Below are 14998 nucleotides of genomic sequence, written 5' to 3'. Positions count from 1 at the left end.
CCGTGGGGAAACATCGACATAAAGTAAGGCTTTTTATGTAGACATCAAAGGTAGTACTAGGCCTAGTATCTATGCTGATTGGTATAAAGCACTTGTCCACTCTCCCACTAATAGAACATAGCTGCATTTTACGGATAGCCATGAGTGCAGCTAGTCCCTCAGCTTAAAGTCTAAGAGAATGAAATGTGTGAAATCACGATACTCATCATTTCTATTCGAAATTTAAGCGTACCTGTAGCGCTTATTATGATGAAGGATAGTCATGAGTAGGATTGAAAAAACGCCACCAAAAGTTTTAACCTGGTGACGTTTTTTGATATAGGTAGTAAAAATTACAGCGAATCAATCGTAAAGGTTTCACTAACCTTTAATGGGTTGAGTACATCGTTGCTAGAAAGTTCAACTGAGTATACCCCCGGCACTGTGCGTTCATCTGAGTCGAATTCAATGGTGAATTTGGTCTCAGTACGGCCAGCAATAGATTGACGATCAATGGTACTGCCATCAGGGTCTGATGCCTTCATCGCGATAAATCCACCAGGCCTAAAGTTAAATGTCGCAACCACGTCGACCGAGGCCACGCAGCGAGAACCGTCTGGGTAGGTAATACGACAATAGTTTGGCTTAGATTCGAACTTAACAAGCTGTAACTCGCTCGACAGCCCTGTACCTTCTTCTTCAGGTTCGCCTTGTAAGTTGGTAAGCAAGTTCTGTAATCGCGCGTTTTCGGCGTTAGCTTTTGCTAGCTGGGACTCAAGATCTGACTCACTGTTATTTTGTTTAAGATTAGCAATATCAGATTGAAGTACTTCGAGTTGAGCATTCAACTCGTCATTACGTGCTTTTGCATCCTCTAATGCTTTAGATGTGCCTTCATTATCGCTCACCTGCGTTATCAAACGCTCATTTTCTTCACGTAATTGGGAAAGTTCATCTCTTAACGCACGTGTAGCTGCTGCAATATCTTCTGATGAGTTATTGGAATCACGCAATTCTCTAACGGAACTCTTGAGAGAACGAATTTCATCATCGCGTTCGCCCAGCGAAATACTACAAGATTGCTGTCTTTCACGCGATTTCTCTAATTTGTTTTTAATCGAAACTAATTCGTCTGAAGGAGGAAGGGATGAACATTTTGCTATGAGATCATCACCTCCATTTTGCTGTTGAATTTGCTCGATGGTAGACACTTTATTGCTAAGATCTTCTTCAAGCTCAGCAACCTGTTTTGAAAATGCAGAAAGCTTAGATTCTAGCTCAGCTGACTTTGAGACGAGTGTTTGATTCTCTTCTACAATTTCATCTATATAAGATTGGTCTGCTGAAAGAGACTGATTCATTTTGAAAAAGAAATACAGTGCTAATATCACCAAGAATCCAATCACAGCGCCTAAATACTTTGCTGCATGTTGAACCACTCTTTCCATAAAATTGACAATTCCTCGTTAATATAGGCCTAAGATAATACAAAAGAAAAGGGCCATAAATAAGCTGTTATTTATAATCTTATTTTTTCTAACAACTCTAGAAGACTTAAAGATAAAAAAGCCCACTAAAGAGTGGGCTCTCTATTGTTTTCAAATTTAGAAAACGTAATTGATAGCGATGCGTCCTAGTGTTGCATCTCTATCTTCGTTTAAGTCGTCTGAGTAACGACTAATTTCAGCTTTTAAGGCAATGTTAGCGTCGTAATCGTAACGAATAGTTGCAGCTGAAACCGTATATTTTTGAGCGAATATCGAGTTCACTTCCAACAGGCTTGGTGTAATAGCAGTTTGGAAAGGTTCGCCCAATGCCGCTACTTGGTCAAGACCCTTAACTTCATCACCTTCAAATGACTGGAATGTTACAGAAGGAGTCCACTTACCAGCGCGGAAGCCCGCTGTTACATACCAAGCAATGTCTTCCGGTGTGTAAGATTCTTCGATATCAATGACAGTGTACTCACCACCAATAAACCAATCAAACGTGTCTACCTGAACACCAATACCCAAGAATTCAGCTGTATCGTCTTCCATAAGAAGGAAGTCTGCTAGCGACGGCGCAACGCCGCGAAGTTCGCTTTCAATTCGTTCATTTAGCTCAGGCTGGTCGAACGTAGCGTTTGTTGAACCGTATACTGCACGAAGGTTTAGCCATTCGTTAGCAATCTCTGCACTAAAGATGTAGCTAGTGTCACCTTCGATGGTACCTGCTGAAATTTCGTTTTCAAATGTACCGAAAGCTGCACCTAGTTTGTATTCCCAATCCCCAGCGAAGTCAGAGTAGTCTAAACGGAAACCATCTAAGTCGTTAAATGGTACGTCATAAACCGCCTGAGGAGCAGAAATCCAGTGGTGAGAATAGCCTACGTCCAACGAGTCTGAAATTCTGAAAAGCGGGTTACGGAAGCGCCCAGCAGAGATAGCTAAGTTGTTCGTTACACGATAGGTTAGGTACGCCCACTCGAAGTCAACGTCAAAATCGTTTTCACCGCGAGCAAGTACCTGTACAGTCGCTGACATGCGGTCGTTTACATCACCACTTGCCTGAAGTGCAAACAAACTCTCTTCACGAAAGCTAATCTTATCGTCATAGCCGTAAAGAGGGTCTTGCGTTGGAGATATAACTCTGTCTTCACTGGCAGTACCGCCAACGAAGTTAGCGAACCCGTTTATTCTTATGTTAGCTTGGGCTGTATTGACAAGGGCGACACTTAGTGCCGTTGCTAATAGTGCTTTTTTCATGACAAAATCCTTAGTCTAAGTTTACGACACTAACGTCGCCAGTTACTGAGGCTGAATCGATGTAACCAATAGCATTTTCGTCGCTTTGGATAAACTCGATTACTTTCGCATCTGAATCAAATTCTTGAGGTGCGATACCACGTCCAGTAAATACCAATTTAGCCCACATGGCTGAAACTTGAGCAGAACTTCGCCCTAAAACATCGCTGTCAAATTCCGAACGTTGTTGGTTGGTTGCTGGTTGTTGTACTATCGTTGCCGCTTTACCGTTAGGAAATGCGGTTTCTTTGCCTAGAAAAAGGCGTTTTACCGTCTGCTTAGTTATTGTCGCCTGATTATCAGGGTGAACTACAACAACGACTTCAGCAACGGCTTGCAGGCTGAGTAAGGCACCAAATAAGGTTGCGCCAATTGTGCGTTTCATTATGATCGTTTCCTTGAATCGTTATGATCGAATACAGGTCTACGTCGGGTCACATGATTGTGAGCCGAAGTGAATGTCTAGTTAGAAATATCAAATATTCGATTTATTCTTATTTTTAGTCGGCATATTGCCCAAAAAAAGCCAAGCGCACTCAGGTACATTCCGCCTTTCGCAAAGGCCTCCCAAAAATCTCTGAAAGAGTGTCGTTTCACGGTGTAAATGTCAAGACGAAATAGACAGTTAGCGTATTAAATTTGTCTCTAATGTATAAAAATTTGTATATTTTCAAGAATTATTTGCCTGAATAAGTGCGGTAGTTGGTTCGAAATTTAGGATTAATTACATGGTAAAATGCGGCATTTTAATCGTTTAAATGAATAATTATTCATTTATTTGAATAAACGGGTATGTAGATAATACTAACATAGCAGTGATAAGGCTGTGTTTTCGTAAAGCAAACTAACTCAATTGCAGTAACCTTTTTTGGATGATAAGTCGGCAAGCTTCTAGGTGACATTCATAATGAGAGCCTAGGTAGATACTTTTTTGTCTTATGAAAAATGGCGTATAACTTGTTGTATAGTCTCTGAAGGTTTCGATTTCATCGTCTTTGCTTGCAGGCAGCGCAACTATGCTACCTGCGGGTGTTAATCATCTTTTGTTCTGCGATAGAAAACGACGAAAAACTTAGCTTTGTATATTCACCAAAGTGCGCCCAGAAACCTGCCCCTTCAATATTGCGTCTATTTTTCCATTAACCTCGGTAAGGGTGACTTCTTTTGTCAGGTCGTCAAGACGCTCCAGTTTCCATTCGCTAGCTAATTTATCCCAAAGTCTCAATCTAGGCGGCATTGGACATTGTACTGAATCGATACCTAGCAAAGACACGCCGCGTAAGATAAAAGGAAATACACTTACATTAAGATTGGCAGAAGCAGTCAGTCCGCAACAAGTTACCGAACCACCATATTCGGTGGCTTTAATAGCCTGCGCTAAGTATTCGCCGCCTACAGTATCGACAGCGCCCGCGTATTGCTCTTTCAACATAGGGCGCTCTTTACTTTCTAACAGCTCGTCACGAGTTATTACTTTATTTGCGCCGAGGGTTTTCAAAAACGACTCATGTTCTTTTTTGCCGGTACATGCGACTACAGAAAAGCCAGCTTTGGCAAGAAGGGCAACTGCCACTGAGCCCACACCACCTGTAGCACCTGTTACCAAGATGTCACCCTTATCAGGCGTTATGCCGTGTTCTACTAACCCTTGTACTGATAGCCCAGCAGTGAAGCCAGCAGTGCCAATAACCATTGACTCCCTTAGCGTAAGGCCATCTGGCTTAGGTACCGCCCATTCACTGGGTATACGAATGTACTCGCCAAAGCCCCCGGAGGTATTCATGCCAAGGTCATAACCTGTGATAATAACCTCATCTCCTTCTTTAAACCGGCCGTCAGCACATGACACCACAGTGCCTGCTGCATCTATGCCAGGGGTATGGGGAAAATTTCTACTAACACCAGGGTTACCCGTCGCAGACAAGGCATCTTTATAGTTGAGTGATGAATACTCAACCTTGATGAGTAGTGAGCCGTTTGGCAAATCATCCAGTGAGCGCTCTGTGATGCCACGAGTGAATGATTTGTCTTCCTGTTTTTCTACAAGCAATGCCTTAAACGATGTCATACCTGTCTCCGTTGGTCGAAAATTTACGCTACCCATTGTGATGATATATAAACTTTGCGCAAGTATGCACTTTTTAGTAGGGTAGTACCCTAAAAGATACTATTGGAGTTATATTGGGCTTTTGGCTTTGTGTTTTTTGCAAAAGGCGAGCTGATCTCTAGGCAGTATCTTTTGCTTGATTAAGCTAAGAGGGCGAAATGGCAACAAATTTGAAAAGTGTAAAAACAGAGCCGTGCGATACGATTACTAAAGTCGAAGGGAAAGCAGCGAATTCAAAACAGTGCTCTAGTGAAAGCTCAAATGACCCTAAGCAATACATTTGTGGTGTTGCGGTATCCCTTGAGATTATCGGTGGTAAATGGAAGGGCGTTATTTTGTGGCACCTCTGTCATAAAACACTACGTTTCAGTCAATTGCGAAGGCGTTTGCAAGGCGTTACTCAAAAAATGCTTACTCAGCAGTTAAGAGAGTTAGAGCGTGATGGTTTGGTCAATCGGAAGGTGTACGCTGAAGTACCACCTCGTGTGGAGTACTCACTTACTGAGTTAGGTCGCACGTTGGAACCCACTCTACGACAGCTATGTGATTGGGGTAGGGCATACAATGACGACTACAGATAATGCGACTTAGGCTGCCTAATAAACGTGTTTTAGCTGAAAATATGGAAACATTAAACAATGAATTAGGTAAGGACAGCTAAGAACGGCGAGTACTGAGCAGATAGCAGTACTCGCCTTAGTAGTCGTGTATTTTATGATTTAAGCGATTAACGAACCAATAGACAATACGCTTTCTTCACCATCTGCAACTGTCTTAATAGTCGCATCCATTACGCTGAAGTCTACGCTCAGTGACGCTGCATTGCTGCCATTTTTCCAAGACAGTACTAAAACATTACCGCTGTAATTTACATCAAACGTTCCATTAAAGGCATCGCTTTCGTTTCTTAGCGTTATTAACTGCATCAAGCCTTTAACTACCGGCTTTTTAACCGCCTCTTCGACCATAGCAGAGGACAAATAAGGGCGGTTAATATCACGGCCAACATTAGTCCGAGCAAGCAATTCCATATCATTGTGTGCAGCAAGCATACCGCCGTAGTAGACTTGGGGAATACCAGGGCTAAAGAACTGAATAGCACGAGCAACCAAGTAGGCGAAATCATCCTTACCCAATGCATCGTAATATGTACAGTTAACTTGATACAGGTCTACATTGTTTGCCGCGGCTCCTGTAGCTTTTTTAGATTCACCGTTAGAGTTCACATGAATTTGTTCAACTAGCGCGTTGATGGCGTCTGCATTAAGAAGACCAGGCTTGTCACCACTTGCGCCCACATCAACAATACCAATGCCATCATGGGTATCTAATACGGTAAAACAGTTACGAGGCGAGATAGAAAGCCAGTATGCCAGTGCTTCTGCGTTTTTAGTAAATAATGTATGTAGTACAAGCGGCGGTAAAGCAAAATCATAAACACTGTCGCAACGCGCAGCAATATCGATCTGTGTTTGATAGTGACTATGTATCTCTACTAGACACTGCATGCCCATACCACGCGAGCGATTAGAAAGCTCTTCAATAAACTCAAAGGTTTCTTCAAGCATGAAGCAGTTTGAGCCTGCGCGTTTAATGGCATAGCCTGCCGCGTCTAAGCGAATAAGATCAACGTTGCTTTCCGTAAACGACGTAAGAATGGAAGAAAGGTATTCTTGGCCTAACTGCGACTCAACATCAATATCAATCTGATTAGAGGTAAAGGTAGTCCAGAACGGCACAGTTTCTGGTTTATCAGTTGCAGTACCTACTTCATATTCGCTGAAAAATGGCGTCGGACGAGGGCGGAAGACTCGTGCTATTTGTTCGTCGATTTGCGCTTGGTCATTACCTTTAAAAATATCTTCCTTGGTTAAAAACAGTGGCCAATAGGTAGACTCACGTCCATTTTTCAGTACGTCTTTGAAGGCCTCGCTTTGTCCAGACATGTGGTTAACAATGAGGTCGGCCATAATATCTACAGACTCACCAAGCTTTTTAACGCTGTTCCAATCGCCCAAGCGCTCATCAACTGATGTGTGGTCAATGGGGTCGAAACCCGCATCTTCGCCATCGTATGGATAGTAAAAGGGTAAAACGTGAACGCCAGTGAACAGTCCGTTCAATGGACCTTCGAGTATTGCTGTCATGCTCTCGATGTTGCCATCGCCCAGTCGATCTGCATAGGTAATGAGTTGAACGCCATTGCGTATAGACATGATAATTCTCCAAAATTCAGCATGTGCTGGCTCGTACTGCTGTTCGTTTCGCGAGCACACATTACTACGAATTAAGCACTACCAGTCTGATAGGTTCATAGTTAACTATGTAACAGGTTTAGCTTAATTCTTAATCTTTTACCGTAGACTCATAAAGTTTGATTAAGAATCACGATAAACTGATAACTTAATCGATTAAGTTAAGATAGCAGCAGACACGTGATTTGTAAATGAGAAGTTTCAAAAATGAGACAGGAAAAGCTTATCTTAAAGGGGAGTTGACGTCGATTTTGCATTTGAGCTACTTATCGATGGCTAGCTTTTTAAAAATTAAAGTGCGGTCTATGCTGGTTGTGAACATTGTGAGTTTTGAAGAACAGCTTTGGCACAAGTGTTAAGCGCTACTATTTGATGTGTTGCTGTTGTTAACTTCCTCTAACTCTCGTTTTGCCTCTTTCCATTTAGCAAGCTTTTCATAGTATACATCCCAAATACAAGGGCAGCACGAACCCCCGCCGCAACAGTCGTCTCTTAATGGTTTTTCCGGCTCTTCCGGTAACGAATCCATGAAATTTATCCTTACCTTTTTTCTAAGAATATGCAGCGCGCTAAGTATATTGGCAATAATTAACGATACCTAGAAGCGATTAGAATTGAAACTGCCAAACCAGATCTTACTCGCAAAAACGAGGCAAAACAAAAAGCCCTGTTGAATAACAGGGCTTGAGGTATCTATATATCCTAGTTTACTAACAGGCCCTTGTAATTAATTACTCAGCAGGGTGCTCTTCTTGCACTTTTTGACCATTTAGGTTTTCTGGTGCAGCTACAACGGGCTTAGGCTTAACTGCACCGGCTTTAGCCAGTATATCGCTGTTGCCGGTAACCAAGTCGGCTAAAGAGCCTTTGTCGGCATCAACTAAACCTACTTCCCGCAGCATAGAGTCTACCAGAGGGGCGTTAGCACGATAATTTAGCGCTGCCTGTGTTACTTGCTCAGCCAAGCCGTTGCCCGAGGTTGCAAGGGTATGTTCACCATTAGTGCCGCTACCTTGACCGTATCCTTGAAGAATTTTAATACCTTCAATGTTTTCCAGAGGCTTAACCGCTTGCTCAACAAGTTCAGGTAGAATCTTAAGCATCGCAAGGGCTTTTTGTAGCTCAATTTGTTCGGTCTTAAGCGTATTCTCAGCTTCGTAAAGGGCTTGTTTACCCTGCGCTTCAACGGCAAGCACTTTCTCGTCAGCGTCGGCTTGCAGCATTTTAGCATCGGCTGCAGCTTTGGCTTCCGTAAGAATAGCGGCAGCAGAGTTTTCAGCCGCTTCTTTCTTAGCCTGTGCTTCAACGGTTATGCCCACTGCCTCACGTTCAGCCTCTTTGCGCGCATCAATAACTTCAATTTGCTTCTTACGTTCAGCTTCTGCTACCGATTTAGCGGTAAGCACTGCTTCTTCTTTTTCCACTTTTTGCTTTTCAGCTTCCGCGGCTTTAGCGCGTGCTGCAGACTCTTCTTCCGACTTAGTAGCAACAGCAATTTGTTTAACTTGCTCTGAAACCTCAACTTCTTGCTGCTGGCGAATACGTGCTTGTTCTAACGCCTGGCGCTTGGCGATTTCTTGAGTTTCTATTTCACGAGATTTCTCAATTTCAGCTGCTTCAATAGCGCGGTTTTTAGCAATTTCCGCTTCACGCTCTTCTCGTTCTTTCATTTCGCGCTGTTTAGCAATTTCAGCTTTTTGCTCTTGGCGTTTAAAAGCAAGTACCTGCTCTTGCGCAAGGCGGGCCTCTTCTTCATCGCGCTTTACGTCTAAAGATTGTTTTTCGGCGGCTAGATTACGCTGCTCAATGAAAATACGGTTTTCTTGTTGGATGTCGTTAGTTTCTTTGCGTTTTTCTTCAATGATTTTGGTCAGGCGAGCGCGACCTTCGGCGTCAAATGCATTGTTTTCGTTAAAGAACTGCAGATCTGTTTGGTCGAACCCAGTTAAGCTGACCGATTCAAGTTCTAAACCGTTCTTCTCAAGGTCGTTAGCCACACTTTGCTGAACTTTTTGTACGAAATCAGCGCGCTGTTCGTGCATTTCCGTCATGCTCATTTCAGCAGCAACAGCACGCAGTACGTCTACAAACTTCGACTCCATTAATTTTTTAACTTCTTCAGCGCGAGTGGTGCGAGTACCTAGCGTTTGCGCAGCCATTGAGATGCCGTTGGCATTCGGCGCTACACGTAAGTAGAAGTCGGCTTTTACGTCCACACGCATGCGATCTTTGGTGATTAGCGCGTCTTTTTGAATTTTCTCTACTTCTATACGAAGGGTATTCATGTTCACCGGAATAATTTCGTGAACAACAGGAAGAACCAAAGCGCCGCCGTCCTTAATGACTTTCTCGCCACCTAGACCGGTTCTTACGAACGCCGTTTCTTTAGTAGCGCGTGTGTAGAGTTTAGCGAATATAAGGCCAATAACGATAAGCCCTACAACAATAGCACCGGCAATAAAGAGTATTGACGGCAAGCTAGATGGTTGGAATGTATCCATACTTTTATCTCTTTTAGGTTATAAGTAGCGGGTTGCTAACCAGCAGTGTTGGTTTTTTTGAACTAAAATGACGCGCTCTCCCTGTGCGAACAATTCTTCATCTTCGAATGGTTCAACTAACACAAAATGAGGCTGAGAATAATGGTCGGTAAACTTAGCTTCTGCCGGATTGCCTCGGCTTGCTTTTCCAATGGTGATTTCGGCTACTGAGCCTATAAAATCCTCGCTGTTCACCGCACTAGACTCTACACTAGGCAATACGCCTGCAATAATCTTTACAGTTTTTGCTGTAAACAGTAGCCCAATAAAAAAGGCGAGGGGAACAGACATGAGCGCAGGTAGCGTAAAGCTAAATACACTTGCTGTTATGCCATTTATGATTAGGCCAACAAGCCCGAATATTGTAAGCAATACAATCAAGTAAATTAAAAAGGGAACCTTATTGATATTTAGCCAGTTAGCAAACGAGGTATTGAGAAATCCATCGCCATCTAGCTCTGCAAAGTCATCGCCAATCCCTAAAAGGCTTGCGCCAAAGATTGTACTTACAAGCTCTAAGATAAAGACGAAAAATACGGCTATAAGCGCAATGCTAAACCAGAAATTTGCAGGGGAAAGAAGAACATCTGTCATTTACACCGTCCATGATGACTAACTTGCTTTTATTCTTTATACCACAGAACAAAAATTAAGCCAGTGCCCAACACATGTACTTTGGGCTAGTTTGTAACAAAACCTTTTCACGGTGCCTAAATGGCCGAGCCGCAGGCACAGCCATTTAGACAACGGTGTTAAACATTTAGTGTGTGTGGCCCTCACCGATACTGTGACCATGCTCATCGTAGTAGCCACTAGCCCCTGCTTCAATAAAGCCTTGGGTTACCATTTTAGTTAAAAAAGGGTCTGTGTGGTCATCGCCAATATCAGCATAATCTGTAGTTTGATAGTTTTGTCTTTTTGAAAAGAAGTCTTTCGTATTCTTATTGAAATCGACGGTTTTGAGTTTCCACTCTCTTACATACCCACTTTTATCCACGCTAAAAGATTCTATTAATTTTAGATGGGGAAGCCATGCCAATTTAAAGTGGCCCTGACTGTTATCTAGTGAATAGTATTCAACTGTATTACAACCTTTACCATCTCTTGTATCTAGGGTCATGGCATCAATAAGTTTGTCACTAATGAGTTGGTAGCGGTACGAAAAGTCGGTCTCTTTTTTTCCGTGAATGGTTTCGCCAGGCTGGTATTCAATAGCGCGCTGATGAGCATCGAAAAAGCGAGTAGGTTTTATAAATTTGTTTCTAACAAGCGTCCATGACTCAGTCATATTGGTTGCAGGGTATTCATGTGCAACCTTGTTGCCATTTCGCCACAAATGAAGGGATGTAGTTCGTGAGGTTTTTGATGGGCTTGTCGCGCTTATTTCATAATTAGCGAATAGGCTGCCACTGTCTTTCTTACACGTCTGCTCACTAGATACGTTAACTACTGACGAAGACTCAGCGACTTGAGCTAAGCTACACGTACTTGCACTTGTAAAAAGAATAAGCGCAAATGCATTGAATAATTTCATTCATTTATCCTACTGAGAATGATGTTATTAACTGAAACGCAAAGGCGACCAGAGGCCGCCTTTGCAATACTTTTTTAAAATTTATTCCATTGCATTTTCTGCTTGAGAGACAAAGTCTCCCGCAAAATCCATTACGTGGAATATAACGCTTTGCTCGTTAGTGCCGTTGACAAGGAAAGCGCCAGGGCCTTTGGCATAGATGCCTACATCTTCACCTGAGTGTGTTTCCGACCCCATTGGGATTAAAGCTTCTTGGTGATAGCCTGGTGTTGTGGTGTCGACATCAGTGATGTCTTTACGACCTGTATCAGGTCCTTCTAAATAAGATGCATCCGAGTTAGTAACGTCTCCCAGGTTTCTAAAGCCTAAACCATTGGTATAGCCAAGCGTGGTGTATGGGGTACCGTCAGCGGCTGTAGCAGCTTCATCTGAACCCACGTTTACCACTTTGCCCAAAATGGGGTTACCGCGCTTAGGATAGCCAGCAATGGTAAAGACGTGACCGTGGTCGGCGGTTACTATAATGAGAGTATCTTCGTCATCAGTAAGCTTGTCAGCAGCATCAATAGCTTCAGCAAAAGCGATAGTGTCGTGAAGAGCACCGTAAGCATTACCTGCGTGGTGAGCATGGTCGATACGACCGGACTCAACCATAAGGAAGAAACCTTCTTCATTGTTATCTAGCACTTTAATGGCTGCACTAGTCATTTCAGCGATAGATGGTTCACCGGCGATGTCGTTGCCGCGGTCGGCTTCGTATTGCATGTGTGATTCGTTAAAAAGTGCGAAGACTCTTTCAGTGGTTTCAGTATCTAGTCCGTCGAAACCAGACTGATCATAGATGTAAACGCCGTTTTCGTACATGGCTTGCCACTCAGCAGTTAGGTCACGCCCATCTGTACGATCACCTTCAACACTGCTTGCTGCGTCTGGGCTGTTAAATGCTTCGTCACGCGGTAAGAAGTGGCGACGTCCGCCCCCCATTACTACTTCAATGCCATCAACGTCTAGGCCTTCAAAGTTTGCTTCTAAGTTAGCTTCGAAATTAACTAACTGGTCGGCAATGTCAGAACAGCCCGCTGTAACCGCTGCTTCTGGCATATCCGAAATGTCTTCCCAATTGCGGTCAGCAGATTTAGCGTAAGTTGCAGCAGGTGTTGCGTGCGTAATACGGGCAGTCGAAATAATGCCGGTAGACTTACCTGCAATTTCTGCAAGCTCAAGCGCCGTAACTAACTCGTTACCTGCAACGGTAGAACAGTCACCGCGTTCAATATCTTCGTCTACGCCGATAACACCAACGTCAGTTTTTATGCCGCTCATCATTGCGGTCATAGTACCTGCAGAATCTGGTGTTTGGGCATCAACGTTATACGTTTTTGAAAGCCCGGAGAATGGGAATTTGTCAAAGCTAAGCTGGTTTTCTTCGCCCGCTAGGCCGTTCATCTGACCATCTAGAATACGCGCCGCTGTAACGGTAGAAACCCCCATGCCGTCACCGACAAACAAGATAACGTTTTTCGCTTTACCGCGCAGGTTCGCTACCATGGCTTTCAATTCTTCTTGCGAGCTTACAGTGGCAGTAAAAGACGCGTTCGATGACGCTGCACTTTCTCCCGATGTTGCGTTCATCCAAACCGCTTTATTACTTTCCACTTCGTTTTGAGCAGCGACAAACCACTCATTATTGAGGCTAGTGAGTAGTTCGCTATTGCTCACGCTGTTTACGCCAGGAACACAAACATAGCTTGTCGAAGTAATTTCAGAATCACCAAGCGTGCCGTCAGCATCAGCATCTAAGCCTGAGTCGATGCGAACACCCGAATTAGGGCAGTTAGCATCGCCAACCGCTAATTCCGTTTGCACGGTAAGGCTTGTTAAACCGTTTTGACCGTCAGCGCCATCAGCACCAGGTGCGCCATCGTTACCATCGTCGCCTTCCAAGCTACACGCTGAAAGACCTGCTACTGCTACTGCAATTATGCTTAATTTAAAAAAGTTCATATTTTTATCTCTACTTACTCGTTTACAAGGCCAAGCGCTTGATTAATCAAGTGGAAAACAACGTTCTGCTCTATTACGCCTTGCGCAAGTTGGCTTCCAGGCCCTGTTGCATGTAGCGCAATGTCTTCGCCAGAGTGTGTTTCTGAACTCAATGGAATAAGTGCTTCTTGGTGATAACCAGGCGTTGTTGTATCGATATTGGTAATATCAACGCGGCCTGCTGCGTTTTCCAGTGCGTACGTGGCATCAGAATTTGTCTCATCACCTAGGTTGCGGAAACCTAGACCGTTGGTATAACCGAGTGTGGTGTATGGCGTGCCATCAGACGCTGTTGCAGGTTCGTCTGACCCCACGTTAACCACTTTGCCTAGAATGGGGTTACCGCGCTTCGGGTAGCCTGCAATAGTGAACACGTGTCCGTGGTCAGCAGTAACGAGGATTAATGTTTCAGAAGGATCGGTATTTTCAACCGCAGTCATTACTGCTTCTTCAAATGCTAGAGTGTCGGTAAGTGCACCCGCCGCGTTGCCCGCATGGTGAGCGTGGTCAATACGGCCCGATTCAACCATTAAGAAAAAGCCGTTCTCGTTGTTATCAAGAATACTGATTGCCGTTTCTGTCATCTCTGCAACTGATGGTTCGCCCGCGATGTCATTTCCGCGGTCTGCTTCGTATTGCATATGCGACTCATTGAAAAGGCCGAATACACGTTCAACGCTTTCAGTGTCTATTGCGTCAAACCCTGCTTGGTCATAAACGTATACACCATTTTCATACATCGTCTGCCATTCAGCCGTAAGGTCGCGACCGTCGGTTCTATCGCCCTCAACGTCACTAACTGCATCTGGGCTATTGAATGCGGCGTCTTTTGGCAAGAAATGACGGCGACCACCGCCCATAGCGACATCAATGCCGTCAACATCAACACCGGTGTAGCGTGCTTCTAGATAATTTTCAAAATTGACGAGCTGGTCAGCAATGTCACTACAGCCAGCAGTCACAGCGGCTTCCGGCATATCAGAAACATCTTCCCAGTTACGGTCAGCAGACTTGGCGTAAGTTGCCGCAGGAGTCGCATGCGTGATGCGAGCAGTAGAAATAATACCTGTAGACAAGCCTTTTATTTCAGCAAGCTCAAGTGCGGTAATAACTTCGTTGCCTGCAACCGTTGAGCAATCACCGCGCTCAATATCTTCGTCAACACCAATCACACCCACGTCAGTTTTAAGGCCCGACATCATTGCGGTCATGGTGCCTGCTGAATCCGGGGTTTGCGCATCTACATTGTAGGTTTTAACCAAGGCCGTATGAGGAAAGCTTTCGAAACTTAAATAACCTTCTTCACCAGGGTTACCTGCTAGTTGGCCTTTGTGAATTCTTGCCGAGGTGAGCGTTGAAATACCCATACCATCGCCCACAAACAAAATAACATTCTTTGCTTTAAACTGATTGTTGGTTTGTAGCTTTGCAGTTAGTTTGGTTTGGGCATCAGTAAACCAAGCGCTGTTAGTTTGGTGTTCGGGTAACACAGCCGCTTGAAGACTAGCAGAAACCGCTAGAGCAACTGCGGTGCATGCCACTTTCCAGTTACGATTCATGATTTTTTCCTAAACGTTCTGTTTATGTTGGTTGTGGTATTGTCTAGATGTTTGATCGCTACCCATTGTCATTTCTTGTTGGGTGTCGATGCATTTAAATCACAAAGAGCGTATGGGGATAAGGTGACACTTCTTTGACACTAATATTGCCAGATTGTCACAATTGTCATAAAGCTGTATTTGTTTACGGCAAGA

At 43.9% G+C, this 14998-nt stretch carries 12 protein-coding genes; 1 reads left to right on the top strand and 11 read right to left on the bottom strand.

Features of this window, described 5'->3' with window-relative positions; all coding sequences use genetic code 11:
• Positions 1–332 precede the first annotated feature (332 nt).
• The 4 genes from ACXAFM_RS01805 to ACXAFM_RS01790 all read right to left on the bottom strand — a co-directional run bounded on the left by ACXAFM_RS01805 (position 333) and on the right by ACXAFM_RS01790 (position 4833).
• Entirely contained in the window at positions 333–1427 is a 1095-nt protein-coding gene (locus tag ACXAFM_RS01805) for a hypothetical protein (RefSeq protein WP_474833019.1), read from the bottom strand.
• Positions 1428–1583: 156 nt separating this feature from the next.
• Positions 1584–2726: a topoisomerase IV gene (locus tag ACXAFM_RS01800; RefSeq protein WP_474833017.1), complete on the bottom strand. Its 1143-nt coding sequence runs from the start codon at positions 2724–2726 to the stop codon at positions 1584–1586.
• Positions 2727–2736: 10 nt separating this feature from the next.
• The gene (locus tag ACXAFM_RS01795; RefSeq protein ID WP_474826369.1) at positions 2737–3150 is read right to left on the bottom strand and encodes a phosphate ABC transporter substrate-binding protein; all 414 of its coding nucleotides are present in this window, start codon (positions 3148–3150) and stop codon (positions 2737–2739) included.
• Between the two features lie 687 nt (positions 3151–3837).
• Positions 3838–4833 (bottom strand): YhdH/YhfP family quinone oxidoreductase, encoded by a 996-nt coding sequence (locus ACXAFM_RS01790; RefSeq protein WP_474833014.1) that lies wholly within the window; start codon positions 4831–4833, stop codon positions 3838–3840.
• A 197-nt stretch (positions 4834–5030) separates the two neighbouring features.
• Between ACXAFM_RS01790 and ACXAFM_RS01785 the strand changes: the two genes are divergently transcribed.
• Entirely contained in the window at positions 5031–5453 is a 423-nt protein-coding gene (locus tag ACXAFM_RS01785; RefSeq protein ID WP_474826366.1) for a winged helix-turn-helix transcriptional regulator, read from the top strand.
• Positions 5454–5591: 138 nt separating this feature from the next.
• On the opposite strand, the gene gtfA is transcribed toward ACXAFM_RS01785, so the two are convergent.
• The 7 genes from gtfA to ACXAFM_RS01750 form a co-directional block, all read right to left on the bottom strand.
• Positions 5592–7088 carry a sucrose phosphorylase gene (gene gtfA, locus ACXAFM_RS01780; protein WP_474833012.1) on the bottom strand — a complete coding sequence of 499 codons (1497 nt, stop codon included), beginning with the start codon at positions 7086–7088 and terminating at the stop codon, positions 5592–5594.
• Positions 7089–7482: 394 nt separating this feature from the next.
• Entirely contained in the window at positions 7483–7656 is a 174-nt protein-coding gene (locus tag ACXAFM_RS01775) for an oxidoreductase-like domain-containing protein (RefSeq protein WP_474833009.1), read from the bottom strand.
• A gap of 202 nt (positions 7657–7858) precedes the next feature.
• Entirely contained in the window at positions 7859–9628 is a 1770-nt protein-coding gene (locus tag ACXAFM_RS01770; protein ID WP_474833006.1) for a flotillin family protein, read from the bottom strand.
• 18 nt (positions 9629–9646) lie between these two features.
• Complete coding sequence (locus ACXAFM_RS01765) at positions 9647–10261, bottom strand: OB-fold-containig protein (RefSeq protein ID WP_474833004.1); 615 nt, start codon at positions 10259–10261, stop codon at positions 9647–9649.
• A 166-nt stretch (positions 10262–10427) separates the two neighbouring features.
• The gene (locus ACXAFM_RS01760) at positions 10428–11201 is read right to left on the bottom strand and encodes a hypothetical protein (RefSeq protein ID WP_474833001.1); all 774 of its coding nucleotides are present in this window, start codon (positions 11199–11201) and stop codon (positions 10428–10430) included.
• Between the two features lie 81 nt (positions 11202–11282).
• Complete coding sequence (locus ACXAFM_RS01755) at positions 11283–13205, bottom strand: alkaline phosphatase (protein WP_474832998.1); 1923 nt, start codon at positions 13203–13205, stop codon at positions 11283–11285.
• Between the two features lie 14 nt (positions 13206–13219).
• Positions 13220–14803, bottom strand: a complete 1584-nt coding sequence (locus ACXAFM_RS01750) for an alkaline phosphatase (RefSeq protein WP_474832996.1) — start codon at positions 14801–14803, stop codon at positions 13220–13222.
• Between the last annotated feature and the right edge of the window lie 195 nt (positions 14804–14998).

Source organism: Alteromonas sp. ABD4_190 (genome assembly GCF_056160105.1).
This window is presented reverse-complemented; position numbering and strand designations above follow the sequence as displayed.